We start from the raw sequence: 25,616 nt of genomic DNA, 5'->3' as shown, positions 1-25,616 counted from the left end.
CCTGCGGCACGTCGAGGGGAAAGCTCGGCGCAAGCGCCGAGCGGGTGCCGCTGACGCGTCACCAGATGCCCGCGCAAGCGCGGTCATTGACGAGCCTTCGGCCCGTTGGGGTGTCCGCTTGCGCTCCCACCCCGGGACCTTCCGGCTGCGCCTCCAGGTCCTGGGCCCGCTGCCGCGGGCCGGCTGGCAAAGGTGAACGGGGCGGTGTGGTCTGCCGGGTGCGGATCCGGGTCCTTCGGGGGTGGGGTGAGGAGGATTTTCGTTGTGATGCCCGTCGCGGGGAGTGCGGGCGCGGTACAGTCGTAAGTGTGCATCACAACGGGTGCGATGCGTGTAGCTGTGTAGGATCCCGAGAATATCGCCATCCCCTCCCTGGCGGGTCTGTCCGCCGCTTCGATTTCCGCGGAGTGTCGTATGAAGGAGTCTGGTGGAATCGTGCTTCGTCCTCATCAGGAGGAGGCGGTGGAGGCTATTGTCCGGGGGCTGGATATTCCGCCGGGTGAGCGGATTCCGGAGGCGGGTCTGCGGGCGACGGTGGTGGCGGCGTGCGGGACTGGGAAGACTTTTATCGCCGCTGCGGCGGCGCTTCGGCTGGCGCGGCACGGGCGGGTCCTGGTGCTGCTGCCGACCTTGGACCTGTTGACGCAGACGGTGCGGGAGTGGCGGCTGGCGGGGCACAGCGGGCCGGCGGTCGCGGTGTGCTCTCTGGAGGACGACCCTCAGCTGTGGCAGTTCGACGTGCGGACGACGACGTCGGCGCCGCAGCTGGGGCTGTGGCACGGGCGTGGCCCCGTCACGGTGTACGCCACGTACGCCTCTCTGCCGGTCATTGCTGAGGCGCATGAGGGCCTGTACGGGCTGCCGATGGACGTGTTTGACCTGGTGGTCGTGGATGAGGCGCACCGTACGTCGGGGTCGGTGGGGAAGGCCTGGGCGGACGTCCACCGTCAGGAGGTGATTCCGGCGATGCGCCGGCTCTACATGACCGCGACGCCGCGGATCTGGATGGAACGCCCGTCGCGGTCTCGGGCGCAGGAGCCCGGGGAGGCGCGCTGGTTCGCTGAGGAGAAGGAGCAGGAGGGTCCGCGCCGGGGCGCCGGGAAGTCGGAGCGCAGGGGGCTGGAGGAGACGGAGGAGCAGCGCCGGCTCGCTGGGGAGGCGGAGGAGCAGCGCGGGGAGGGTGGGGAGGCGGAGCGCGGGGAGCGGGTCTACGTCAGCCGGCCGCGGCTGGACCGGCTGCCGAAGGAGCTCGCGTGCTCAATGGACGACGAACGGGTATTCGGGCCGGTCGTTTATGAGTTGTCTCTTGCTGACGCGATCTCCCGCGGGCTGCTGGCGAAGTACCAGATCGTGGTCGCCGAACTCACCGACCCTGTTGTCACTCCGGATCGGCTGACGGGTGTGGAGCGGTACGAGGAGCAGTTGCGTGGTGAGCGGCTCGCCGCGGTGCAGACTGCCCTGTTGGAGACGATGGCGGTGCACGGGTTGCGGACCACCATCACGTTCCATCATCGGACGGTGGAGGCGGAGGCTTTCGCCGCCGGGCTGGACCGCGTCGCCTCCCGGTTGCATGCGGTGGATCCAGGGCGGCATCCGGAGCGGGTGTGGGCGGGGTGGCTGTGTGGGGAGCACGACGGCGCCTACCGGCAGTCTGTACTCGCCGGCTTCGGGCGCAGGGCCGGGCGTGCGGTGCTCAGTAATTGTCGAGTCTTGGGCGAGGGCGTCGACATCAGAAGCGTGGACTCGGTCGCCCTGATCGATCCGAAGGGGTCAGCTGTCGACATCGTGCAGGCTATCGGGCGGGCTCTGCGGCAGAAGCCCGGTGAAGGGAAGATGGCCACCCTGATCGTGCCCGTCTTCCTCGCGCCCGGGGAAAAGCCAGAGGACATGATCTCGTCTGAATCGTATCGGCCGCTGATTCGGGTATTGGAGGGGTTGCGGGCGCACGATGAAAAGGCTGTGGAAATGCTTGCTATTCCGCAGGAGAGCCGGAAAAGGATCGTAGACCCGTCTCGGCCGGTCGGGAAGGCGCCGGAGGAGGGTGAGGAGGAGTCACGGCTGCTGCTCCGCTTCGCGACCCCGCGGGACCCGGCGCTCATCGCGAAGTGGATCACCTACCAAGTGATCCACACCGAGCGGCAGGACTGGCGCCGGGGCGTGGAAGCCGCATGGCGCTACCGGCGGAGGGAAGGCGATCTGGGCGTTCCCTACGAGCACGTCGAGACTGCGGGGGCGTTCCCGCTCGGGCGGTGGCTCTCCGACCAGCGCAGGGCGTACCGGGCCGGGACCATGACCGGGGAGCGGGCGGCCGAGCTGGAGGAGCTCGGGATCGTATGGGACACCGCCGACGCCGGCTTCGAACAGAACCTCGCGGCCGCGCGGGCCTACTACGAGCTGCACGGGACGCTGGCCGCGCCGCGGCACGCCACCATCCTCGATCAGGCCGTCGGGCAGTGGCTGACCAACGTGCGCCGGCCTGGCGGGCTGGGCAAGGACCCCGACCGTGCGCAGCGACGGGCCGCACAGCTGGCCGCGATCGACCCCGACTGGAACCCGGGGGCGCTCGGGTGGACCGTCGGCTGGCAACGCCACTACGCCTACCTCGCCCAACTCCTCGCCGACGGCGCGCGGCTGACCGCGGTGGAGCCGGGGGTCACCCGGCACGGGGAAGACATCGGACGGTGGCTCGCCACCCAACAACGGAACTGGGGCCGGCTCAATGAAGAACAGCAGGCCCGGCTCGAAGGGCTGGGCGTAGAGCCCCAGAAGGCCGTACGGGCCCGCAGAGCCCCGGCGAAGACGACCACGGCCACCGCGTCACGCGCCGGCGGTAGGGCGTTCCAGAGGGGGCTGGAGGCCCTCCAGCAGTACATCGCACGGGAAGGCCGGCTGCCAGGACGCGGCGCGGTCGAGGAGCTCCCGGACGGTCCTCACCGCGTCGGCATCTGGATCGGCAACCAGAAAGCCCGCCGCGACAAGCTCGACCAGGCGCAGCTCGCCGCGCTCGCCGACCTCGGCGTCGACTGGGCGCAGTAGCGGGTGGGGCGGCTGACTGCGCGCTGTCCTACTCCGGCCTCGGGGAACATCGGTACAGCGGTTATCGGTGAGAACGATCATGGTCAGGGTGTGAGTGTGCTGACCTGGTTCTCGTACTCGCGGCGGGCCTTGCGCTGAGCCGGTACCGCTGGGATGCCCTGGGCGCCGTCGAGCGGCTGGCAGCGGGCGAGGAGCTGGCGGTGTACGGCGGGGACGGCGCTGACGCGCAGGGTGTAGCCCTGGCCGCGCCGTACGGTCGTCCCCTGGTCGAGCGCGACACGCTCGGCGGGCTCCAGCTCGGTGGTGCGGAGATAGTCGGCGACCTTGCCCGGCATGTCGAGGGTGACCGGCAGCTCCGGGGCGGGCGCGTCCTCCTCGCTGGCGGTGTGATCGGGCAGGAGGTCGGCGACGGCGGTACGGATGGCGCCGCGGCTGACGCCGTGGTCGCGGGCGAGGGCGGCGATGGAGCCGCCTTTCAGGTATGCGGTGCGTACGTCGGCGGCCTTCGCGGCCGCCACGGCGGGGCGCGCCCGCCCTTGCTGCCCTTGGCCTCGGCGGCCCGCAGTCCGTCGTAGGTCAGCTCGCGCTGGAGGTCGCGTTGGAGTTCGCCGGCGGCGGCGAGGGTCTGCACCATGAACTTCACGGTGGACAGCAGCTCTCCGGTGCGCGGGTGGCGGGCGGTGAGGTCCATTGCGGAGAACGCGCCGTCGTGGATACGCAGGGCGAGGCGGCCCGTGTGCAGGACGTCGAGCACGTCGAGGATGTGCTGGTTGCCGCGCACGAGGCGGAGCATCTCGGAGATGTGCACGGTGTCGCCCGGCCGCGCGTAGGTGAGCAGTTCGCCGAACTTCGGGCGCTGGAGCGGGTGGAGGCGGCTGGAGGTGCCCGGGGCCTCTTCGAAGACGACCGGGTCCTCGATCCCGGCCTCGGCCAGGACGAGGTCCTGCCGGGCGGTGGACTGCTGGTCGGTCGAGACCCGCTTGTAGACCAGGTTCGCCACCGAAGAGCCCCTTCCGTACGGAGGATCGGACCCTATCTGTCGTCAAACCCTGTCAGCAATCACCATCGGATCTGATTGGATTCGCGCCGCTGCGGACCCCCGGATTGCACGGGTTGATTGGACGCGTCGGCTACCTGTCGTCAAACGATCGTTTGACGACAGGGCACGGGAGAAATGTCTGGGTGCTTGCCTGTCACGGACGGTCTTGTCGGGCAGTGGGTCCGGGAAGAGGCTTCGAGGTGGGGTCACCCCTGAACAGTGTCGACGCCGAGGGGGTTTGCCCCGAGGGGCGTGTTCTCGGCGCGGGTGAGCAGGCCGGTGAGGTTGATCTCGATGGACTGGCGTACGACGTCGGTGAAGTCGGCTCGCAGGCCGGCCAGGGCGGGGTCTGCGGCGTAGGCATCGAGCAGGGCCTGGGGCGGCTGGTGGTAGGGCCAGGCGGCGGCGATCGTGAGAGTGAGCAGGCCGACGAGGCGGAAGGCGTCCTGGGTGCCGAGTTCGGGCAGGTGCCGTCGGGTCAGGTGTGCCAGGGACTCCGCGCAGCGCAGGGTGGCGTGCTTGTGCTGGACGGCAACGTCGGTGGAGACGTTGTGTTCGAGCACTCCGGCCTGGGCGCTGATCAGGTCGCAGAGCACGGGACGGTCGGCGGCCGACTCGGCGAGGGCCTTTGCGAGGCGGTCTCCTCGCTCGCGGGGTGTTCCCTCGGCGGGTGGGAGGGAGTCTTCCAGGGTGGCGATCCACTGGGTCAGCTCGGCGTCCAGGAGCTGGAGCAGGATCGCTTCGCGTGATTCGAAGTAGCGCAGCACGTTGGCCTTGGCCAGGCCGACGCGGCGGCTGAGCTCGTTGAGGCTCAGCTTCGCGACCGGCATCTCGGCCAGCATCGCGGCGGCGGTGCCGAGGATCTGCCGCCGCCGCTGGTCTCGCTGCTCGTCGGTGCGGGCGCGTTGGAAGGTCACACCACCACATTACATACCGCCGGTACTTTGCGAAGGTACCGGTGGTCCGTTACCGTCGAAAGCGTAAAGGACCGGCGGTAGCTTATGTGGCTGCTGGTCGCCTCTGCTCCTGTGATCCACGAGCGGCACAGAGCAATACGTATCGAGGAGAACCATGCGCACCACCACCGGATGGAAGATCAGCGGCGGCACCACGGCGCTGGAGCGGGTCCAGCTGGAGCGCCGTGACCTGCGGGGAAGCGACATCGCCGTCCGGGTCGACTACTGCGGGGTCTGCCACTCCGACCTCCACGCCGTCCACGTCATGGACGGGGTCGTGCCCGGCCACGAGTTCATCGGCACCGTGACCGAGCTCGGCTCCGCCGCCGCCCGCTTCGCTGTCGGCGACCGGATCGCCGTCGGCACCGTCGTGGATTCCTGCGGCACCTGCAAGAACTGCCTCGCGGGCGAGGAGATCTACTGCACCACTGGCTGGTCGCCCACCTACGGTGGACCCGACCGCGTCGACGGCACCATGCAGCAGGGCGGCTACAGCCGCGAGTACGTGATCAACGAGAAGTACGCGTTCCCGCTCCCCACCGGGCTCGACCCGGCCAAGGCCGCACCGCTGATGTGCGCCGGCATCACCGTCTGGTCCCCGCTGCGCAAGGCGAACGTCGGCCCCGGCAGCCGTGTCGCCGTCGCCGGCCTGGGCGGCCTGGGCCACCTCGCGGTGAAGTTCGCCGCAGCCCTCGGCGCCGAGGTCACCGTCCTCAGCCGCACCCCCGACAAGGAGAAGGACGCCCGCGCCCTCGGCGCGACCGGCTTCGTGGTCACCACCGACGAGGCGCAGGTGAAGCAGGCGTACGGGAGCTTCGACCTCATCATCGACACCATCTCCGCCACCCACGACCTCGACCCCGAGATCCTCATGCTCGACCTCGACGGCGAGCTGAGCCTGCTCGGCGTCTCGTGGGAGATCCCGGTCAACAACCTGCTGCTCCTCATCGGCCGCAAGCGCCTGTCCTCCTCCGCCACCGGCGGGCTGCCCGCCACCGCCGAGATGCTCGCCTTCGCTGCCGAGCACGGCATCGAGCCCGACGTGGAGGTCCTGCCCTCCGCCCGCGTGCAGGAAGCTCTCGACCGCCTGGAGGCCAACGACATCCGCTACCGCTTCGTCCTCGACCTCGCCGACCTCGACCAGAAGCCCGCCCAGCACTGACGACACCACAGGGTCGGGGCCAGGACGGACAGCACACCGTGACGACGAACACGAGGACAAGTACATGACCGAGCGGAACTTCCGGCGCACCACAGCCGTCGCCGCGGCACTGACCGGAATGGGAGCCCTGGCCTGCACCGCCAGGAGCCTGCTGCACGAGCTCGGCGCGGCCCCCACCGGCCCGCGGGCCGAACAGATACGCCGCTCACCGCACTACCGGGACGGGGCGTTCCGCAACCGTCTGCCCGCCCGCATGCTGTCACCGCGCGAGACGCTGGGCCTCATGCGCCGCTTCGCGGCCGACAGGGACCGGCGCCGCCCGGCCGGCCCCGTCCCCGTCCTGACCCCGTCACCCGCTGCCGAGCCCGCTCCGGACGGTCTGCACGTCACCTGGTACGGGCACTCCTCGGCCCTGGTCGAGATCGAGGGGCACCGGGTGCTGTTCGACCCCGTCTGGAGCGAACGCTGCTCGCCCTCACCGATCACCGGCCCGCGCCGACTGCACCCCAACCCGCTCCCGCTGGAGGCGCTGCCCCGCCTGGACGCCGTGGTCATCTCCCACGACCACTACGACCACCTGGACGCACCGACCATCCGCGACCTTGCCCGCCTGCAGACCATGCCGTTCGTCGTCCCGCTCGGCGTCGGCGCGCACCTGGAGAAGTGGGGCGTCCCGGCCGGACGCATCGTGGAACTGGACTGGGACGGCCACACCACCCTCGGCGGCATCCGGCTGACCGCCACCGAGGCCCGGCACTATTCGGGCCGCGGCCTTGCCCGCGACAAGACACTGTGGGCGTCGTGGGCACTGACGAGCGACAACCGACGCGTCTTCTACAGCGGCGACTCCGGCTACTTCCCCGGCTACGCCGCCATCGGCGCCGCCCACGGCCCCTTCGACGTCACCCTCATGCAGATCGGCGCCTACGGCGAGGAATGGGCGGACATCCACATGACCCCGGAGGAAGCCGTCACCGCGCACCACGACCTCCGCGGCGACCTCCTCGTCCCGCTGCACTGGGCCACCTTTGACCTCGCCCTGCACGACTGGACTGAACCCGCCGACCGTCTCTTGCACGCTGCCAAGGCCAGGGGCACCCGCCTTGCCGTCCCCCGCCCAGGCGAACGCATCGACGTCATCGCCCCGCCCGAGACCGACGGCTGGTGGCAGCGCCTCACCCAGACCCCCCTCACCACGCCGTCGGTACCCCTTTCTTCCGTCAAGGAGCGAGCAGCATGAAAGTAGTGGTCTTCGGCCCGAGCGGCCTGATCGGCGACGGTTTCCTCCAGGAGAGCCTGCGCGCCGAGGACGTCACCGACGTGATCACCATCGGCCGCACCCCCCAGGACACCGCCCACCCCAAGCACCGCCACATCGTGCACGACGACTTCCTCGACTTCACAGCAATCGCAGAGCACCTCGCCGGAGCCGACGCCTGCTTCTGGGGCCTCGGAGTCTCCTCCGCCGGCATGAACGCCCAGGACTACGAACGCATCACCTACGACTACACCACCGCCGCCGCCCGCACCCTCGCCACGATCAACCCCGACCTGACCTTCGTCTACCTCTCCGGCGCCGGCACCGACAGCACCGAACAAAGACGCAGCCGCTGGGCCCGAGTCAAAGGACGCACCGAGAACGCCATCATCACCACCTTCCCCCACGGCTACGCCCTGCGCCCCGCCTTCGTCCTGCCCGCCCACAAGAAGCGCTCCAAAACACCTGCCTACCGGTGGGGCACCACCGCCATCACCCCCCTCGCCCCCCTCCTGCGCCGCCTCTCCCCGGCCGTCATGACCGACACCGCCCAGATCGGACAGGCAGCCCTTCAGCTCGCCCGCCACGGCCACCCCCGGCACGTACTGGAGAACCGCGACATCATTGCCCTGGCCACCACTCCCCTGAACCCCTGACACCGCCATGCCAGAGGACCAGCCCCAGCCACTCATCCCGACCTACCCCAAGCTGTCGCTCTCGTCCTCATCCAGTTCGACCGCATCCGGGTCGCGCAGCGGACGCAGGACGCCAGCGGCCGGGACCTGGGCGGTGAAGCTGTAGCGGCCGAGCAGATTCAGGTTGCGGTGCTTGAGCGGGGAGAGCCGGGCGATGTCCTCCTCGCGGACTTCGTGGCCCTCCGCTTGGAGCCGGGCGACGGCAGCGTCGATGTAGCGGGTCGTCCAGAGCACGATGGCGTTGAGGACCAGGCCGAGCGTGCCGAGCTGGTCCTCCATCCCGTCACGGTACGCCTGGTGGATGGTGCCGCGCTTGCCGTGGCACACGTCGCGGGCGAGCTTGTGGCGGGACTCCTGCACGGTGAGCTGCCGGTTCATCTGCCGCCGGTAGGTGTCGTCCACCGGGTCCACCACCCGCAGCAGGTGCTCGGTCTTCGCGATCCGCCCGTACTCCGCCAACGCGGCGCCCAGCAGAGTCGGGCGACCGTCGCGACCGAACATGCGCAGCAGGTCGTAGGCGCGGACCTGGTTGGTGACCAGAGAGCCGGCCACCTTCAGCATGTCCGGCCAGTGCGTGACCACCTTGTTCTCAGGTTCACGCGGTTGCGGGCCAGGTCCTCCAGGGCGCCATAGGTGCCGGTCTCGACGCCGGGCATCGTGGCCCGCCAGAACCGCTGGTCGTCCAGGTCGCGGAAGCGCGGGCTGAAGTTGTAGCCGAGAATCTTGAACAGGCCGAACACCATGTCGGAGTACGAGGCGTTGTCGGTCGCCACCATCTCCGGCTTTACGCCGCCGTCCAGGTTCAGCAGCGCGTCCAGGATGTGCAGGGAATCGCGCGGCGTGCCCGGGACGACCATCTGCCCGATGCCCGCGACCTGGTCGTTGACGGCGTTGAGCCAGGTGATGCCCCGCTTGAAGCCGAAATACTTCGGCGACGGCGCCGCGCTCACGGTGCGGGAGGCGGGCCCGCGGGTTGGACCAGCGGTGCGAGGGTGCGGCGAAGACGTCGCGGTTGTTCAGGGCCCGGTGCAGCTGCTCCAACACGCACACCACGTACGCGTCCCGGTCCACCGCGCCCTGCGGCAGATCCGGGTTGGCGTACACCGCCTTGCGCCACGCCGGCGGCACGAGCTTGTCGTCCACCTCGCGCGGCAGCAGCGGCTTGACCCCGACCTTCCGCCGGGCCAGCGCCGGAAGACCCCGGACCCCGGCCAGGACCCGTTACCCTGCGCTCGCTGCGTCCAGCGCCTTCGACTCGCCCAGCAACGCGAGGAACGGGCGCACCGTCGCGTACCGGTTCGCGAGCGCGGCCCGCATGGCGACCTCGGCCGAGTTCTCGTCCTCGGGCACCAGCGAGACCACCGTGGTCGCCGCGGTCATCACGGCAGCGCGCGGGGCGACCTCCTCCACCGCCGCCGCCCACAGCGCGGCCACGTCCAGGTCCGCCTCCTGCTCCTCGACCAGCTCCAGCTCCTCGAACAGCACCTTCGCCGCCCGCGCAAGCACCCTTGACGCCTTCTCCAGCCGCGGCAGCGTCGACAGCCGCTCCTTCTCCGTCTTGCGCTTCGCCGTGTTCAGCAGCCTGGTGGCCATCAGGACCTGGAACAGGTCCAGGGCCTCATCGATCGCCTTCGCCTCCAGATGCCGCATCACCGCAGTAAGCATCGCCGTGCGCTTCGGCTCCTGAGCCCGCTCCAGCAGCGGCGCCTTCGACCCCAGCGCGTACCGGGCCAGCGCCGCCATCCGGTTCGGCGGGATCTGCGACAGCCTCAGCCGACCGAGCCGGTACGCGCCGATCTCGTCCACCCGCTCCAGCGCGCGGGCGAATTCGGCGGCCGACGCAGCCGCTCCAGCTCCGAGAACCGCGATCCCTCCGGCGTCCTCAGCGTCGTCACCAAATCCCCGGGCAGCGCCGGGTCCGCGCGGCGGGCGGCGACCGCGACCGTGGCGTGCAGGCGCTTCTCCGCGACCGTCCGCGCCTCCGACACCTGCCGGGCCAGCACGGATACCCCGGGCAGCAGGACCCGGTGTCGGCGCAGCCAGCCCACCGCGTGGTCGAACAGCCCCTTCGGGCCCTCGGCGCGCGTCCACGCCCGCCCGTGCAGGAACGTACGGAACCGCCGGCCCCACTCGGCGTCCTCGTAGGGGTGGTGGCCGTAGGCGTCCCGGATCTCCCACGCGTGGTCGTACAGCGTCTGGCGCCGCTCCGTGTACCGCTTGACCACCGACGGGTCCTCAATGCCGAGCTGCGCGGCCAGGTGCTCGACCACCGGCCACGGCACCGCGAGCGGGTTCTCCAGGAACAGACCGACGTACCGCACGGTGCACATCTGGATTGCGAACCCGAGCCGGTGATGCTCCGTCCGCCGCAGGGGCGATCAGGTCCCGGTCCACGTCGTCCAGGAAGAAGAACCGCTCCAGCTCGGGCCTCGTCGGCTCCTCGGCGAACGTCCCGTACGCCTCGGCCTGCTCATCGCTCAGAAATTCCACCGGCACGAGCCGGACCGTAGCCAGGCCCGAACCGAGCCCGGAGGCGTTTCGCCGAACCCCAGCAGCGAAGTGGATCACCGTGTTAGATGGCCATGATCGTTCTCACCGATAACCGCTGTACCGATGTTCCCCGAGGCCGTACTCGGTGCGCCAGTGGGCTGTGGTCCGCATGGTGTACCTGCCAGGAGTCGCTCCCGAAACCAGGGCCGGTGCCCGCGGGCACGTTACTGGGTGAACGCCGGGACCCCGGGAGTATGGGTCACACCGCACACCCCTCGTGCTCGCGAGGGCGCCGCGGGCGGCGGCGCGAGGGTCGGCCCGATCAGCGGCATTACGGCCGCCAGCATCTCCGCCTCGCTCGCGGTCCCGTCCACAACCAGATCGGCGGCCGCTCGGGAGGGCGCGACGTGGGCTGCGTGGCGGTCCCTGCCGGTCTGTAGATAGTTACGCAGGGACCGTCGGGGGTCCTGCTGCTGCACCTCGATCTTCCGGAGGATCTTGCGGGCCAGGCGTATGTCGTCGGGGGTGTCGATATACACCCGCCACGCCGCCCGCCGGACTACGGACGGCAGTGACAGCGCGAACAGGCCCTCGACCACCACCAGCAGCACGCCGGGGCGCAGCAGCGCCGCGTCGATGGCGTGTGTCACCGATGTCTCGTTGATCGACCCCGGATGGTTCCAGTCGAGGGCGGCGTGCCCGTCGGCACTGACCGTCCACACACCCTTCAGGGGGTCGTGCGCGGGCACGTAGTAGTCGTCCAGATGGACCAGTGCGACGCTCTCGGGACACTGCAGCGACAGAGCTCCGGCAAGGGTGGACTTGCCGGATGCGGTGCCGCCTGCAACCGCCAGTACACCCGCCATACCGGGCGCTCCTCATGTGTTCAAAGGGGGTAGACGAAGCGGCCGGACAAGCCGGGTGCAGGGAATGTACGGCGGCGTGATCGCCCATGGCAAGCGGGGAACCAGATCACCGGCGTCTCCGCCGTGCCCTATGACGTGGAGGTCGAGGTCGGCGTCCCCAAGACGTTCCCCCGCGGGCGATGGGTGCACCAGCAGCGCAAGGCACTGCGGGCCGGGGAGCTGGAAGAGCGGCGCAAGACGCTGCTGGACGCGCCGGAGGCCGGGATGGTGTGGGAGCCGGGCGAGGAGGCGTGGGAGGCCAAGCTCGCCGCGCTCCGGTCGTACCGGCGGGCCACCGGACACCTCGCACCCCGGCAGGATGCCATATGGGGCGAGGGCGACGAGCTGGTGCCCCGTCGGGCAGTACATGGCCAACCTCCGCCGCAAGGGCACGAAGAACGGCCTCGGGAAGGACGAGGACACCGCGACGACCCGGGCCGCGCAGCTCGCCGCGATCGACAAGGACTGGAACTGCCCATGGCCACTCGACTGGCAGCGGCACTGCCGCGTGCTGGCGGACCTGGTCGACGCCGATGGTCTGCTGCCCGACATCGCGCCCGGCGTGCTGATGGACGGCGACGACATCGGGCGGTGGCTCCAGCAGCAGAAGCAGCCGGCCACCTGGGCGCGGCTGCTGCCCGACCAGCAGGCACGGCTGACCACGCTGGACGTACAGCCCCACCAAGCGCCGCCTCCCGCCCCCGCAGCCAGTCGTGGGAGAAGGTTCCGCGCAAGGCGCAGCAGGCTTTCCAGCGGGGCCTGGTGGCCCTCACGCAGTGGGTGGAGCGGGAGGGTGCGCACCGGCCGGTCCCGAGGGCACACGGGGAGGAGATCGCGGGCGAGGGCGAGGCGGAGCCTGTGGTCGTGAAGCTCGGCGTATGGGTCTCCAACACCAAAAGCCGGCGCGACAAACTCACCGCCGACCAACTCGCCTCACTCGCAAAGCTGGGCGTCGACTGGACGTAGGAAGGTCTTCGTAGTGCTCGGTCGCTGTTGCGATACGGACTCCCTGCGTGAGGGGCTGAAGGGGTGGTCAGGCCAGCTCGCGGGCACGGTGTCCTTCGCCACCAGCGTGTTGCCGGACCAGCAGAGCCGGTACAGGTCGACCTCGTCCAACAGGTCGCGGCCCGAGCGGTAGAACTCGCACGTGGCGCCGGGGGGCCGGGATGGAACGGGCGTGGTCGGACGAGTAGGGGAAGGCGCGGGCAGGCAGCAGAGGGGCGAGTTCGGCGCGCGGCCGGCCGGTGGCCAGCTCGTCGAACCGGGATGGTGGAGCACGCTCGTCGTCAGCTGCCAGGCGAGGTAGACCGCGGCGGGCACGAAGAACGCGGCTGCGGCGGCAGACGCCACGAGGCTCGCCGAGTGGAAGCGACGACACCGAGCAGCCGACCGGTCCGGGTCCTGATGGCCGACGACGAGGCGATGGTCCGGGCGGGTGTGCGGGCCATCCTCGCCAGGGACCCGTACGTCGAGGTGGTCGCCGAGGCGGGCGACGGGCACGAGGCCATCGCGCTCACCCGCCGGTACCGACCGGACGTGGTCCTGCTGGACATCCAGATGCCCGGCATGGACGGGCTGACGGCAGCGGCGTGGCTCCACCGGGAGCAGCCGGCGGTCGGCGTGATCATGCTGACGACCTTCGGACAGGACGAGTACGTCACCCGCGCCCTGGAGGACGGCGCCGACGGCTTCCTGCTGAAGGCGGACAACCCGAGAGAACTGCTCAACGGAGTACGGGCCGTGGGAGCCGGCGGAGCCTACCTGTCCCCGCGAGTCGCCGGCCGGGTCATCGCCGGACTGCGCGCGCATCGGGCGGCCCATCCTCACCGCTCTCTGGACCGGCCACGGAACGGGAGCGCGAGGTGCTGGCCGGACTCGGGGCCGGGCTGTCCAACGCGGAGATCGCGAACCGGCTGCACCTCGTCGAGGGCACGGTGAAAGCACACGTCAGCGCGGTGCTCGCAAAGCTGGGCGCGCGCAACCGGGTCGAGGCGGCCATCTCCGCGTACGAGGCCGGGCTGGTGCCGCCACGCCCCCACTGACCCGACATACGAACCCCGGCAACGCGACCCGATGCGACCCGGGTGTGACCAGGCTGTGACCAGGGCCACAGGGAACGTTCGCCCTGCGTGCCTCCTCCTTGGAGTGTCGGTCCTTCCGCCAACACCTCGGGGGTCATTCGTGGTTGACATCAGCAGACAACAGGCAGGGCGGGCGCTGGCCGCCCTGTTCGCCGTCGACGGCCTCGCCCACGTGTACTGGGCCACGGGTCTCACCTGGCCCGCGCCCGACGAACGGGCGCTGTCCCTAGCCGTCCTCGGCGGGGTCGTGTCCTTCGCGCCGCGCGTGGTGCTCCCGCTGGCCCTGCTCGGGCTGACCACCGCCGCGCTCCTACTCGCCCGCGGCAACGGGCGCGGCGGCCGGCTCGCCGCCGCCGTGGCCTGGGCGGTCACCGCCGGGCTGCTGGCACGCGGACTGCTCGGCCTGATATGGGCGTTCGGCGTCGGCGACGGCGCCGGGCCCGCCTTCCACTGGCTGAACCTGACGCTCTACACCCCACTCTGCCTGGGCTTCGGCTGGCTGGCGGCGACCCGCCTGCTCGGCACGCTGCCCCGGAAGCTCCTCGCGCTGCCCCTCGCCGTCGTGGCGTTGCTCGCGGGCACGGCGTACGCGTACCAGCCGGCTGAGCAGCGCGGTTACGCCGCCCCGGCGGACTCGCGGTGGGTGGAGACGCCAGTGGCCCGCTTCCACTACGTGCAGCGGGGGTCCGGCGGCTCGCCCGTCGTGCTGCTCTCCCCCGGGGCGTCCTGGACGTTCGCGTGGCGGGAGCAGGTCGCCGCCCTGTCCCGTACCCACACGGTGTACGTGGTCGACCTGCCCGGGCAGGGCTTCACGGAGCTCCGCGACGACTCCCTGACGTGGGACCTGGACGGCATGACCAAGGCCATCGGCAGCTTCCTGGACGCCACCGGCATCCAGCGGACCGCGCTCGCCGGGAACTCGTGGAGCGGAGGCTGGGCCCTGGCCTACGCCCAGCGGCACCCCGAGCGGGTGTCCCGGCTGGCCCTGCTCGCCTCCTCCGGGCTGCACGAGCGGGACCCCGCGTTCTGGGAGGCCCTCAAACTGCCCGTCGCCGGCGAGCTGCTGACCGGACTCGGGGCGGGCCGCGAGGCCGCCGAATCCGCCGTACGCGGGCTGTTCGTGAACCAGGACCGGGTCACCGAGGAGGTCGTGGACGCGGCCTGGGCACCCGGCACGCTCGACACGAACCGGCGCGCCACGTACCGGCTGGAGCGCGGCCTGGACTGGCGGGAGACGCAGGCGGCGCTTCCGTCCACCCGGCAGCCGGTGCTCATCCTCTGGGGCCGCCAGGACTCTGTCCTCCCTTCCTGGCAGGCGGGCCGCTTCGGCCGGCTGCTCCCGGACGCACGGGTGTCGGTGCTCGACGGGTGCGGGCACGCGCTGACCCTGGACTGCCCGGATCGGGTGAACACGGCCATGGAAGAGTTCCTGAGGTGACGGAAGTGGCTGAAGCGACCAGTGACAGACGGGACAAGGGGGTGGCGCTGGCCCGGGCGGCCAGGGCGGGTGACACCCTCGCCCTGCACGAACTCCTCGACCACCTCAACCCGTACATCGCCCACATCTGCACTCCCATCGCCCTCGCCGACGGCCCGGACGCCACCCAGGAGGCCCTGCTGGCCGTGTTCCGGTCACTCCGGTCGCTGAAGGACCCGCAAGCGCTCTACGGGTGGGTGCGGGCCATCGCGGTCCGGGAGGCCGTACGGATCGCCCAGCGGGCCGCCCGGGCCCGGCCGGCCGAATTGGCCGATGTACCGGAGCGCGGGGATCCGCAGCTGGCCGCCGACATCGACGACGTCCTGGCCCGGCTCTCCCCCGAACACCGGGCCGTACTCGTCCTGCGGGACGTGGAGGGACTGGACGAGGAGGCCGCGGCGGCGGCCCTCCGCATCCCGCCCGGCACCGCCAAGTCCCGGCTGCACCGGGCCCGGATGAGCTTCCGAAAGGCATGGTCCGCATGACGCACGATCTCGACCCGATCCGGCGACTGCACGTGATGGCGGCCGGGGTGCGCGGCGCCCGCGTCGCCGAGCACATCCTCCCCGCGCCCTTCCAGGAGGTGTGGGAAGCCATGTCCGCCCTGGACTTCCTCCCCGACCTGCAGCGGATCCGGATTCTCAGCACCAAAGGCGACCGGCTGGAGGCGCTGGCCCACAGCAAGTACGGGTTCCGCGCGCACCTGCGAGGTTACCGGCGGCCCGGCTGGTGCTGGCTGCAGAGCCGGTTCCTGATCGCGGGCATGGCCGCCGCCCCGACCCCGGACGGCGCCGCCACCCGCATCGCCCTGACCGGCGGCGTCCGCATCCCCACCCGCGCGGCGGTGCTCCCTTTCGGCACCCTGCGTGAACTCGACGAAGCGACCCGCCGCCTGGGCGCACGGCTCGGCCACCCCGATCCAACCGGCCAAGGCGAGAGGTGACTTCGACGGATGGATGGCTTCCGAAGGCCGCTAGAGCCGGATGAAGCGCCACCACGTACCGTCCGCCGCCCGGCTCGCAGCCACGTCGGCGGCGTAGGCGACGACCTCGATCACGAGATGTCCGGGCCGTTCGGAGCGAAGCAGGCTGGGTCCCGGCGGATACCGCCGAGATGGTCCGCGTCCACCAGGACGGCCCCAGTCGTGCGTGGCGTTGACCCGGGCGCTCTTGATCCATCCACGCGGTGAGGGCCACAACCGGACCGACGGGATTGCATGGCGGATCTGCCCCTGCCATTCCCCCAAGAGGCGGGGCCGCGCTGGCGTCCGGTTCAGGGTTGCTACGAGCGTGGAAGGGGCGAGGTGTCCTGGGCGGGTGGCGCCACCGTCAGGACGAAGGAGTGGCCGGCCGGGTCGGTGTAGCGGCGCAGGTCCGTGCGCCGATCAAGGGTGCCGTTGGGCACGGCTGGCACAGGGGGGAGTATCTCGGCCAGGAATCTGAGCAGCTGTTGCGGGGAGTCGCCGTTGAGGCCGAAGCCCTCGGTCTCGGCCAGACGCTGTCGGAATGCCGCCAAGTCGCCGTGGGACCAGGTCCAGGTCGGCAACGACGCTGCGGGCGCCCCTCGAGGTCAGGCAGTCGTGATGTCTGCGGGGCGTCTGCGGGGCGGGGTCGTGGTGAAGAAGGCGCGCAGGGGCTGGTCGATGTGCTGTTCGCGGCCGCCGACCCCAGGGCACGGACACCTCTCCCCTCGGCTATCGCGAGGAAAGAGGTGTCGTCGTCCGTGAGAGGCTTGCCCACCAGGGCTGACCTGGGAAAACGGGCGATGTCCGATTTGGGGGGCTCCCACCTCCGGTCACACCTGCGGTCCCCCGCTGGAAGCAACCGTCCAGACAACGGTTCAGCCCCCTCCCGGTGCAACCCTCTCCGGGGCGGGCGCGGCCTCCAGCCGGTCCAGGCATTCGTAGAGGGCGCGGACCAGGCGGGCGCGGTTCTGGACGCAGTGCACGGTGCCTTCCTGCGTCGCGGAGAGCCGGCCTTCCGCCTCGCGCAGGACGATGTCGGCGAGTGCCTGGGGTCCGCTGTTCTTCGGCAGCTGGTTTGCGCGGCGTCGGACGTCGGAGGCGACGGCGCGGGCGTGGCCGGTGAGCTGGAGGCCGATCTGCTCGTAGTCGCGTACGGCGTGCAGACAACTGTCCAGCCCCCTTCCGGTGCAACCCTCCAGTGGGTCGGGGTGCGCCCGGCGGCCCTGCCGGCCAGGGAGGCTTGCCCAGGTGTGCTGAACGGGCGGGGCGTGAGACGCGGCCTCCTCCCTCGTACGGGTGGTGTCGCCACCGCTGGCGAACCGCCCGGCGTCGTCGTGCTGTCGCAGGGATCATGAAGCCGATCGACGAGCAGCACAGGGTATACGCCGACGTCCTACGGCTGGGGCGGGAGCGCCCGTAACCGGAAGCCTGGGCAAGCCGCCTTCGCGGGTGGCTTGCCCAGGGTCGCCTTGTCTCCCCACTGCTCAGGCTTGCCCGCCCGCCGGCTCCCACAACGGGCGGGCAAGCCCGGTGCCGTCGCAGTGAAAGCACCGGCCGCCGCCAGAGGCGCTGCGCGCCACTATGGTGCCGACGGCGTGGACCGGGTGCAGCGCGAGTTCGTGACGCAAGCCCACCAGGATTCCCGTACATCTCCTCGAAAAGGCATGCCCGCCGTTCCCATCCACAGCACGCGTCAACGCGAAGATCAGGTCGCGCAGGTGGGCCATGGTCTCTCCCCCCAGACAGCTCCACCCGCGCCTTCCGGCCGCTCGAACGACTCGAAGCGGTTGACCGGCTCGGGTCTCTTGGAGCTTGTTTCGTGTTATCGCTCCGGTCTACGGCCGAGAAGAGGCATTTCGCCGGCTCCGGGCCACCGCGTCCCGGACGGTGACCCCACAACTTCGGGCCCCCCTCCCGCCCTGCGGCCCGGACGCTGGGCAAGCCCTTCGGAGCGGCGAGACTTGTCCACCCACCGGGGCCATGACCGATGACCGGTCAGCAGCAGACCTGCGTGACCGATCCACTCCCCCGATCGGTCAAACGGCACGTCAGCCCCGTGACCGGCCCATGCAACTCCCGCCCCAGAGCGGGTGACCGGCCATCGGTCACCGGTCACCCCGTCCGGTCGGGAAGCTCCGGGGCGACCCATGATCGCCAGCGTGTCCGGCGCACTCCGGTCAGGGCGGGCAAGCCAGTCAGCGGCCGACCACTTCGGGGTAGCGGGCACGGCGCCGGTGTGGGTCGTCAACGCCGATCTCGTACCAGGGCTCCAGGCCGGGGCAGGGCGTTCACCCACATCAAGATGGTGATGCCCTCCACGGCGTCGGAGAGCGCCTGGAGGCGGTTGCCGAGGAGGTGCTCGGCCTTCCCCGCCAGGACGACGTGCAGCCACGGGAAGATCTTCGAGCGGGTGTGTAGCGGTGCCACTGCCAGAACGGGTACGTGGCACCAATGGATCCGCGGGAGCGTGTTGAGTGAGATCACCACGCCAACGACCAGGGGGCCCTGCCTCGTCACCACATCCGCTGACCGGCCTATTTCACCCCTCCGCACAGGATGAAAGAGGCTCAGTGAAACCTATGGCGCACACCCCATGCACAACACACGGCGCCCATCACTACGACCATTACCACGGTGACTAGTGTGCGTGGGTGGAGACTCTCAGCGAGAGAGGCTGTCCCACCACCGAGCAAGAAGTGGGGATTTCAAAGAGCGTCATCAAGCAGTCTGGAACGAGCCGAGTTCGGTCCCGCGGGGCGAGCGGGTGCGGTACTTCCACGCGATGGCCTCCAGGGTTCGGCGGTGATCGGCCCATCGCCGGCCGCGGGCCGGTTGGCTGGCATCAATGGCTCGATCCGGCGCTGGCTCGCGGAGGATCCCCTGCCGTCTGCCTCTCACAACCGTGGTGTCTGGCCGGACAATGGTCAGTCCCCGTTGCGGAGAAGATGGTGGGCGCGGAGGCGGCGGGGTTCAAGCAGGTAGCGGATCTTGCTGGGGTGGTGTTCGCGCAGGCTGGTGTCTGTTCTGTGGGATGGCCTGTTTGAAATGTCCCCCACAGGTCTAGGTAGCCGTACTCATGCTCGAAGCGGTCTGCGCGCTGGAGCATGCTGAACATGCTTGTGTGGGTCGCGGACCTCGTTTCGGCAGCCTTGCTCACAGCGCTGGAAGTGGCAGCGCTCACTGCGTTCTGGTTCACGGAAGGCCTCAAGCAATGGGCTGCCGAGGGAGCGCGTCCTCCTCGTGCAACGGCCCGGTTCTTCCTCGTGCTGACCGTCGGGCCGGCCGGCTTGGCTGTTGTCGGCTACAGCTTCTACCGGGCTGGGTTGCCAGTGGCGTGCGGATCACAGGCGATGCTGGCCGCCGTTCTCACTCTGCTGCTGGTCCTGGGAGGAGGAACCGAGTGCACCAGATGGATCCTCCGTCGCTCCGAAAGGCGCCGCCTGGTCCGTGAGTGTCGTAGCAAGTGAGGACGAACTGCGCGGGACTGGCTGGGAGGTGCCGTGGGAAGGTCACCGCGCCATGCCCTACCCGCCGCCGGAGCTGCACTTCGATGCACATCAGTACGACGCCGAAGCGGCTCGCGCTGAGACGGACCGCTGGTGGACTGGGCGTCGACCGGGCTGTGAGTGTGGGGCTCCGACCGGGGTCGGGGCCCCACACTCCGAGCTGTGCATCCGAGGAGTCGGACGCCGCTGCATCCCGACAACGGGGGCTGGACCCTGCCCTTCTTCACCGTTCAGCGAGTCAAATGACCGACACCCGCAGGGTCATGCGCGTTCTTGTGGCTCTTCCTGATGGGCCGGCCGGTGCTCCCGCCCATCGGACGTGCGCGCTTCCGCCTGGCGGTCCTCCAGCTCACGCTGCCTGGCGGCCAGGGCCCTCTCCAGCGTCTTCGTCCGGTAGGGGTTCGACGCATCGAGGGCCTTCGCCACTTCCACGGCCTCGTCCAGCAGAGCCAACCGTCGCTCGGGCAACTCCCGCACCAGGGGCGACATGCTCTCCTCCACCAGGACGTACGCCAGCTTCGACCCGTACGCCTTCGGCTCGGCCTGTGCCAGAACGCGGTAGATCCACAGTCCCTCGGCGCCGCGCACCACCCGCCGGTTGGCGCTGAGCAGCCGGACCCTCGCCAGTACAACCATGTCCTGATCCATCGGTCCCCCTTCGTCCCCCACCCTCTTGACCGGTGCACGTCTCACGGCGAGACGGCACAGCGAACGCGCCGGCAACCGGGAAGGGTTGCCGACGGGTTGGCCGGAGGTGGATGACGACGAGTCTGGCTCGTGGTGCCCGTCGCCACAAGGTCGGACGGGCGTGCCGTAGGTCCTACCGAAACCCTCTCTGAACAGGCATGATGGACCTGACACTCACGCATGGCGTCCCTGTCCATGAGGGTCCGTTCCTGATCCCGGGCTCGAGGTCGCGACCCCCGGCTGTGGCGGCTCGGAGACGAGGTCGCCAGTACACATCCGCTGCCCGCCTGCCGATAGAGCGCACGCGAGGCGGCGGCAGCGCCAGCTCGCGTGCGCTGCCGGGGTTCCGTTCCTGCCCGGCCGTCCTCTTCACCGCGGCCACCACGGGGTCGGGGCTGCCGGGGTAGGGCTCCAGGTCCGCCGCCCGCGTGATCCCTTCCGGTTGGCGGGGGGTTCTTTCGCAGTCGGCCGGTGGGCGCGACCTCGTCTTTGGGGCCTCGCCGAGGATGCAGGCACGGTCTTGTGTCTCGGCGCGGTGCGTTGGGCTTTGCCGGAGGCCCGGACGGTGTCGCCTACCTGGTGTGGGGCTGCGTAGCCGCGTTGAGGTCGCACCGATTTCGCCGGGCATTGCACGCGCGTGCCCGCTCGGTGCTCTTCTTCTCGTCGAGTTCGAGAGGAAGTGAATACCGTGATCCAGCCGGAGGACGCAGCGCCGCTCCCCGGACGCACTGGGCGGTTCTTCGCCGTGTTCCTCGCCGTCGGTGCCGTCCTGCTCCTGGTCGCCGAGCTGTACGCGGCGACGGGGTCGGTGGCGTTGACGGCGGTCTGCGGCACCGTCGCGCTCGTGGTCGCTGTGGTGTACGCCGTGCGCCACCGCCACGCTTCGGGCGCGGACGCCGTCGAGGATGCGGACGCCGCCCTCGCTGGGGGACCCGCGCGGCAGCACGGGGCGACATCCGTTGGTTCCATCGAGGAAGGGCCGATGCGCGTGGGCGGCAGTGCGGCGTTCGACGATTTCTTCCGTGCCGAGTACCTGCCCCTGGTGCGGCTGTTGATGCAACTGGGAGCGCGCTACAGCGAAGCGGAGGACGCGGCGGCGGAGGCCATGTCCGTCGTCTACGAGAAGTGGGAGACGATCACGGCGCACCGGGCGTACGCCCGCACCACGGCGATCCGTCTCGTCCGCCGCAGGCCTCGCGAGCTGGCGACGGAGATCCGCGAACAGGCTCTGGGCGTGGCGAGCTTCCTCCCCTCCGTCGAGGCGGGCGCCCTGGACGTCCTGGAGATGCTGCGAGAACTCCCCTACGAGCAGCGGCTGGTGATGGCGCTGACGATCGCCGACCACACTCCGGCGGAGATCGCCGAACTGGCCGGCCGGCCCGTCGCGACCGTCCGCTCGAACCTCCGCCACGCCCGCAGCGCCCTGCGGCGCATGTGCCAGTCCGACGACCGAGTCTGAGCCCCGCAGGAAAGAGAGGTATGACGATGGAACACGATGAGGACCTGGACGCTCGCCTGGACTGCGAGCTGCGGCATGGAACGGCGGCCCTCGACCGGGCCCTGCGCAGGCACCTGGACGTGGAGTCCGCGCTGCTGCGGGTGAAGGGCGGCCGGCGGGAGGTGGCCGGCTCGCCGACTGACGGGCGGCTGCGCGAGGTGCTGGCGGCCTGGAGCGCCGAGTTGGGCGTCGCTGTCCGTGGTGCGGGGCGGGTGATCCGTCCGGTGGCCGACGACGCGTTGTTCGCCGCCCTGACCGGCCGCGGGCGCGAGGGCGTCGAGGCATGGCCCGAGACACAGGTGACGCTGTCCGGGGAAGCTCCGTGGGTGATCACGGTGTCGCTCAGTCTCCCCGGGCGCCCGCCGGCGGACGTGCGGGTCGTCGTGGAGATCGGCGGCGCCGACTGGTGGCTCTCCACGACGCTGGAGCCCCTTGGGGACTCCCCTGCATCCGACGAGGTCACGGAACTGGTCGGGACGGTGACCGTGGACGGGGAGGAGCCGCTGTCGCTCCAGGACGTCCGGCTCGCCCTGCGCGCGGAGCGGTCGTGAGCGGCGGTGCCTTCGCCTCCTGGCCGCAGGTGGTGGAGGCCCTGGTGGACCGGGCGGGACGGGAGGACGCGGCCGTGGCCCGCCTGGCGGAGGTGTGCCTGGCCGCATCCCCGCTGACGCCCGAGTGCTCGCGCGTATCCCGGCCCGGTGGTCTCCCCCTGGGCCGCCCACCGGCCGAGGTGATCTCCCAGGCTGCCGCGGCCCTGCTCGACGCGGTGCGGGGCCGGGAGGGCAGGGTGGCTCGCTACAGGGAGGTCATCGGCCTGCTCACCCTCCGGGGTTCCTGGCGGCCGTCGTCCGAGGACCGCTACGGCGAGATCCGCGACCAGCGGGAACGGCATGACCGGGCGCTGTCGCTGGCTCTGGAGCTGGGCGATACCACGCTGACCGCCATGTGCCGTTACCACCGTGGCCGTTCGGAGCTGCGGCTCACGCGCTGGCGGCAGGCGCTCACCGATCTGCTGGGGGCCGCGGACGAGGCGGTCGCCCTGCTGGAGGGCGGGGAGGACGGCGGGCGGCACCCCGGCCCCTTCGCCGCCGTGGACCACCGCCCCGTGCCATGGGCCGATCCGCACCCGGTGATGGTGCGGATGATCGCCTGCCGTGCCCTGAAGTGGTCTGCCAACGCCGCCGCTCTCCTGGGCGACGTGGAACAGTGGGCCGTCAGCGTCGGCCGGGCCGTCGAATTGTCCGAGCCCCTGGCCGAGACGCGCCCGTCGATGCTGGTGGAGGCCCTCGGTCTCCAGGCGAGCCTGGCCCGGCACGTCGGCGACCGCGATACGTTCCGGCACGTCGAGCGCAGACTGCGGAACTGGGCCGAGAACGGGGGTCCTCACCGTGTGAAGCGCGGCTGGCTGAGCGTCGCGTCGGACAACGCGGCCCACCTTCACGACTACGGCCGCGCGTACCGGCTCTCGCAGGCCCGGCTGGACGCGTCCTGCACGGGGCTCGCTGCCGCTCCGCCGCAGGGCTCCGCCCCGCACGCCTACCTGTCCGCGGTGGCCGAGCTGGAGGATCGCGGCTTGCGGGCGCGCCGGGTGGGGCTCGGCAACGCCGCCTACGACGCCGCCCTGGTGTTGTGGCGTGCCCGGATGACGGTCGAGGACCCGGATGTCCTGCGTGACGCGCAGGGGCTGCTCGATCTCGCGGAGCGGGCGTGGCGGTCGGACGGGCACAACGGGCTGATCTCCATCCGGCTGAGCCGCGTGCGCCTCGGCATCGACGCGTCCGCCGCGCCGGACCGGGCATCGGTGACCGACGCGGCCCTGGACGTCAGCCGGATCACCCTGCGGGCCGCGGCGCGCGTCAACGCCGTGGAACTGGCTGCCGAGTGGTGCCGCCCGGGGGACGAACGCGTGCGGGAGCGGATCGATGAGCAGTTGGAGCGGAGCACGCCGACCCTGCGCAGCCGGGGTCTTTTCGCCCGTGCCCTGTGGTTCAGCCGCCTCGCCGAGCACCTCGACGCCGAGACCGGCGCCGGCGCCGAGCCGGACGGTGCGGCGGCGGCCGCATGGCGCCAGGCCGAGAAGGACGCCGTGGCCGCGGCCACCGGGCTGGACGCCGACGGCGTGTACATCAACGCCCGCATCGCGCTGCGGGCCTGGGTGATCGCCGCCCGGGCCGGCACACGGAAAGGGGAAGGGGCGGCGGACTGCGTCCGGCTGCGGCGACTGCTGCACGCCGTGCGCTGCGTGGCCGAACTGCTCATCACCGCCTCGCACACCGACGACCGCGGCCGGCTGGCCCGGCAGTACGGCTCCGTCTTCACCGAGGCGGCCGAACTCGCCGTACGGCTTGGGGACATGGCGGCCGCCGATCTCATCATGGAAGCCGTACGCCGTGACCGGGTCGGTGTGCTGATCACCGACCTCGCGCTGCGGTCGGACGTCAGTGAGGAGGTGCGGGCCGCCGCCGAGCGGATGATCGCCGCGAACAACGCCTCGCCCGAACCGTCGCAGGCGGCCACCGGCGACGACGTGTCGGGCCGGCAGCAGGAGCGCACCCTGCGACGGATCGCCGGGACCATCGCCGAGAACCGCCGCCACAGCCTCGCCCAGGCCGACCAAATCCTCGGCGTTCTCAGCTCGATGGCGGACGGCCGAGCTCTGCTGCGTATTACGGCGGGCGACGTGCTGGCCGCGCGGCACCCCGGCACCCCGACTGGGGCGGTCCTTCAGCTGTGCCCTGCCGGCACCGGCATGCTGACCGACGGCACGTCCTCGCGGCGCCTCTACCGGCGGCTGACGCTGGCGGACGGTCACGGTGCCGTCGAGGAGTATCTGGACGCCGTGACGCTGCCGTTCGACGCGGCCCGGCTGCGGCCGGACGACACCGGCTACTGGTTCCGGCTCGCCCGGCTTGCTCCGTACCTGCTCCCCGAGCCGCTGTTGCGTCGGCTGCGTGAGCGCGAGCGGGACGATCCGCTCCGGCTCATGATCGTGCCGTCCGGGCTGTTCGACCTGGCGTTCGACGCGCTGCCCGTGGACGGCGAGCACCTGCTCGTCGACGTCGCAGCGGTGTCGATCCACACCTCGCTCGCCACGATGGCGCACCTTCTGGGCAGTGCCTCCGAGCAGACCCGCGCCGGCACCGTCGCCGTCTACGACACGGTGACGATGACCTACACGGAGAACGAACTGGCCGCGCTGCGCTCCCATTTCTCGCCTGTCCACACTCCTGGCAGCCTGGACGAGATCCGCCGGTGGCTCGGGGGCGACGCTCCGATGCCACGGCTTCTGGCCATGGCCGTGCACGGGACGGACGACCAGGACGGTTGGGGTCAGGTCAAGCAGCTTCCGGATCGCTCCCGCCTCACGGCGGCCGAGGCCATGGCGTATGCCTACCCGGAGCTGTGTGTGCTGGCCTCATGCCACAGCGCCATCCGGCTCCGTGGCGGTCTCGAACTCGCCGGCTTCCCCCTCGCCCTCTTCGCCCGCGGCGCCACGACGGTGATCGGCAGTCTGTTCGCCATCGACGACGAGGCCACCAGTCAGATCATGGAGTTCTACTGGGCGCATCTCGCCCGGGGCGCCGACCCGGTCGGTGCGCTGCGCGCCGCACGCCTCCAGTGGCTCGACGGTGATCCGAACCGACGTCCGTCCCCGCGCCTGTGGGCCGGGCTGACGGCGTTGGGCGGCGCCCACTGCTGACGCCGGCTGAGGGGTTGCGGACGTCGGGTCCAAGGCTCGGGAGATGGGCTCTGGCTCTGGGAGCTGTCCTACGGGCGCGGCGGCTGACGCGGTGTCGGGTTCACCCCTGCGACATGTACGGCCGGCCGGCCGTACATGTCGCGTACAGACCGCGTACACGCA

19 protein-coding genes and 5 pseudogenes are annotated in these 25,616 nt (G+C 70.8%); 13 read left to right on the top strand and 11 right to left on the bottom strand.

The window, feature by feature from the left end; translation table 11 throughout:
* Positions 1 to 414: 414 nt before the first annotated feature.
* Entirely contained in the window at positions 415 to 3,036 is a 2,622-nt protein-coding gene (locus tag ACFQ7Q_RS16360) for a Helicase associated domain protein (protein WP_383555048.1), read from the top strand.
* 83 nt (positions 3,037 to 3,119) lie between these two features.
* Here ACFQ7Q_RS16360 and ACFQ7Q_RS16355 read toward each other — a convergent pair whose 3' ends face one another.
* The 3 genes from ACFQ7Q_RS16355 to ACFQ7Q_RS16345 all read right to left on the bottom strand — a co-directional run bounded on the left by ACFQ7Q_RS16355 (position 3,120) and on the right by ACFQ7Q_RS16345 (position 4,992).
* Positions 3,120 to 3,554, bottom strand: a complete 435-nt coding sequence (locus ACFQ7Q_RS16355) for a resolvase (RefSeq protein WP_383555045.1) — start codon at positions 3,552 to 3,554, stop codon at positions 3,120 to 3,122.
* Positions 3,512 to 4,036 carry a recombinase family protein gene (locus tag ACFQ7Q_RS16350; RefSeq protein WP_383555042.1) on the bottom strand — a complete coding sequence of 175 codons (525 nt, stop codon included), beginning with the start codon at positions 4,034 to 4,036 and terminating at the stop codon, positions 3,512 to 3,514. The genes ACFQ7Q_RS16355 and ACFQ7Q_RS16350 overlap by 43 nt, the downstream gene beginning before the upstream one ends.
* Positions 4,037 to 4,281: 245 nt before the next feature.
* Positions 4,282 to 4,992 carry a TetR/AcrR family transcriptional regulator gene (locus tag ACFQ7Q_RS16345; protein WP_383555040.1) on the bottom strand — a complete coding sequence of 237 codons (711 nt, stop codon included), beginning with the start codon at positions 4,990 to 4,992 and terminating at the stop codon, positions 4,282 to 4,284.
* Between the two features lie 154 nt (positions 4,993 to 5,146).
* Here ACFQ7Q_RS16345 and ACFQ7Q_RS16340 point away from each other — a divergent pair, with 154 nt between their 5' ends.
* From ACFQ7Q_RS16340 to ACFQ7Q_RS16330, 3 genes are all read left to right on the top strand, one after another.
* Positions 5,147 to 6,193, top strand: a complete 1,047-nt coding sequence (locus tag ACFQ7Q_RS16340; RefSeq protein ID WP_383555038.1) for an NAD(P)-dependent alcohol dehydrogenase — start codon at positions 5,147 to 5,149, stop codon at positions 6,191 to 6,193.
* A 64-nt stretch (positions 6,194 to 6,257) separates the two neighbouring features.
* Positions 6,258 to 7,433: an MBL fold metallo-hydrolase gene (locus ACFQ7Q_RS16335; RefSeq protein ID WP_383555035.1), complete on the top strand. Its 1,176-nt coding sequence runs from the start codon at positions 6,258 to 6,260 to the stop codon at positions 7,431 to 7,433.
* Positions 7,430 to 8,107 (top strand): epimerase, encoded by a 678-nt coding sequence (locus ACFQ7Q_RS16330; protein WP_383555032.1) that lies wholly within the window; start codon positions 7,430 to 7,432, stop codon positions 8,105 to 8,107. Before ACFQ7Q_RS16335 ends, ACFQ7Q_RS16330 begins: the two co-directional genes overlap by 4 nt.
* A gap of 42 nt (positions 8,108 to 8,149) precedes the next feature.
* Here the strand turns inward: ACFQ7Q_RS16330 and ACFQ7Q_RS16325 are convergent.
* Both ACFQ7Q_RS16325 and ACFQ7Q_RS16320 read right to left on the bottom strand, forming a co-directional pair.
* Positions 8,150 to 10,642 (bottom strand): annotated as a pseudogene (locus tag ACFQ7Q_RS16325) (Tn3 family transposase).
* A 218-nt stretch (positions 10,643 to 10,860) separates the two neighbouring features.
* Positions 10,861 to 11,502 carry a uridine kinase gene (locus ACFQ7Q_RS16320; RefSeq protein WP_383555029.1) on the bottom strand — a complete coding sequence of 214 codons (642 nt, stop codon included), beginning with the start codon at positions 11,500 to 11,502 and terminating at the stop codon, positions 10,861 to 10,863.
* 87 nt (positions 11,503 to 11,589) lie between these two features.
* Between ACFQ7Q_RS16320 and ACFQ7Q_RS16315 the strand changes: the two are divergent.
* The 5 genes and pseudogenes from ACFQ7Q_RS16315 to ACFQ7Q_RS16295 form a co-directional block, all read left to right on the top strand.
* A pseudogene (locus ACFQ7Q_RS16315) lies at positions 11,590 to 12,507 on the top strand (helicase associated domain-containing protein); the annotation flags it as partial.
* 438 nt (positions 12,508 to 12,945) lie between these two features.
* Positions 12,946 to 13,583: pseudogene (locus ACFQ7Q_RS16310) on the top strand (response regulator).
* 139 nt (positions 13,584 to 13,722) lie between these two features.
* A complete protein-coding gene (locus ACFQ7Q_RS16305; RefSeq protein ID WP_383555026.1) occupies positions 13,723 to 15,060 on the top strand; it encodes an alpha/beta fold hydrolase in 1,338 nt (445 codons plus the stop codon).
* A 5-nt stretch (positions 15,061 to 15,065) separates the two neighbouring features.
* The gene (locus ACFQ7Q_RS16300; RefSeq protein WP_383555024.1) at positions 15,066 to 15,584 is read left to right on the top strand and encodes an RNA polymerase sigma factor; all 519 of its coding nucleotides are present in this window, start codon (positions 15,066 to 15,068) and stop codon (positions 15,582 to 15,584) included.
* Positions 15,581 to 16,042, top strand: a complete 462-nt coding sequence (locus ACFQ7Q_RS16295; protein WP_383555020.1) for a hypothetical protein — start codon at positions 15,581 to 15,583, stop codon at positions 16,040 to 16,042. Before ACFQ7Q_RS16300 ends, ACFQ7Q_RS16295 begins: the two co-directional genes overlap by 4 nt.
* A 338-nt stretch (positions 16,043 to 16,380) precedes the next feature.
* On the opposite strand, the gene ACFQ7Q_RS16290 is transcribed toward ACFQ7Q_RS16295, so the two are convergent.
* From ACFQ7Q_RS16290 to ACFQ7Q_RS16270, 5 genes and pseudogenes are all read right to left on the bottom strand, one after another.
* Positions 16,381 to 16,614 (bottom strand): hypothetical protein, encoded by a 234-nt coding sequence (locus ACFQ7Q_RS16290; RefSeq protein WP_383555018.1) that lies wholly within the window; start codon positions 16,612 to 16,614, stop codon positions 16,381 to 16,383.
* 324 nt (positions 16,615 to 16,938) lie between these two features.
* Positions 16,939 to 17,220: pseudogene (locus ACFQ7Q_RS16285) on the bottom strand (DUF6415 family natural product biosynthesis protein); the annotation flags it as partial.
* A gap of 327 nt (positions 17,221 to 17,547) precedes the next feature.
* Complete coding sequence (locus ACFQ7Q_RS16280) at positions 17,548 to 17,790, bottom strand: hypothetical protein (RefSeq protein WP_383555016.1); 243 nt, start codon at positions 17,788 to 17,790, stop codon at positions 17,548 to 17,550.
* A 517-nt stretch (positions 17,791 to 18,307) separates the two neighbouring features.
* Positions 18,308 to 18,490, bottom strand: coding sequence for a hypothetical protein (locus ACFQ7Q_RS16275; RefSeq protein ID WP_383555013.1), 183 nt, complete (start codon positions 18,488 to 18,490; stop codon positions 18,308 to 18,310).
* Positions 18,491 to 18,784: 294 nt separating this feature from the next.
* Positions 18,785 to 18,906, bottom strand: a pseudogene (locus ACFQ7Q_RS16270) (IS5/IS1182 family transposase); the annotation flags it as partial.
* Between the two features lie 261 nt (positions 18,907 to 19,167).
* Here ACFQ7Q_RS16270 and ACFQ7Q_RS16265 point away from each other — a divergent pair.
* A complete protein-coding gene (locus ACFQ7Q_RS16265) occupies positions 19,168 to 19,530 on the top strand; it encodes a DUF6234 family protein (RefSeq protein WP_383555011.1) in 363 nt (120 codons plus the stop codon).
* A 300-nt stretch (positions 19,531 to 19,830) separates the two neighbouring features.
* On the opposite strand, the gene ACFQ7Q_RS16260 is transcribed toward ACFQ7Q_RS16265, so the two are convergent.
* Entirely contained in the window at positions 19,831 to 20,217 is a 387-nt protein-coding gene (locus tag ACFQ7Q_RS16260; RefSeq protein WP_383555008.1) for a hypothetical protein, read from the bottom strand.
* 727 nt (positions 20,218 to 20,944) lie between these two features.
* Between ACFQ7Q_RS16260 and ACFQ7Q_RS16255 the strand changes: the two genes are divergently transcribed.
* From ACFQ7Q_RS16255 to ACFQ7Q_RS16245, 3 genes are read left to right on the top strand one after another with little or no spacing between them, the layout of a single operon-like run.
* The gene (locus tag ACFQ7Q_RS16255) at positions 20,945 to 21,715 is read left to right on the top strand and encodes an RNA polymerase sigma factor (protein WP_383555005.1); all 771 of its coding nucleotides are present in this window, start codon (positions 20,945 to 20,947) and stop codon (positions 21,713 to 21,715) included.
* Positions 21,716 to 21,741: 26 nt separating this feature from the next.
* Positions 21,742 to 22,305, top strand: a complete 564-nt coding sequence (locus ACFQ7Q_RS16250; RefSeq protein ID WP_383555002.1) for a hypothetical protein — start codon at positions 21,742 to 21,744, stop codon at positions 22,303 to 22,305.
* The gene (locus ACFQ7Q_RS16245; RefSeq protein WP_383555000.1) at positions 22,302 to 25,454 is read left to right on the top strand and encodes a CHAT domain-containing protein; all 3,153 of its coding nucleotides are present in this window, start codon (positions 22,302 to 22,304) and stop codon (positions 25,452 to 25,454) included. Before ACFQ7Q_RS16250 ends, ACFQ7Q_RS16245 begins: the two co-directional genes overlap by 4 nt.
* Positions 25,455 to 25,616: the final 162 nt, after the last annotated feature.

The organism is Streptomyces sp. NPDC056527, from assembly GCF_042794475.1.
In the GTDB taxonomy this organism is placed as follows: domain Bacteria; phylum Actinomycetota; class Actinomycetes; order Streptomycetales; family Streptomycetaceae; genus Streptomyces.
Note: the sequence above shows the minus strand (reverse complement) of the source record. Positions and strands in the feature narration are given on the sequence as shown.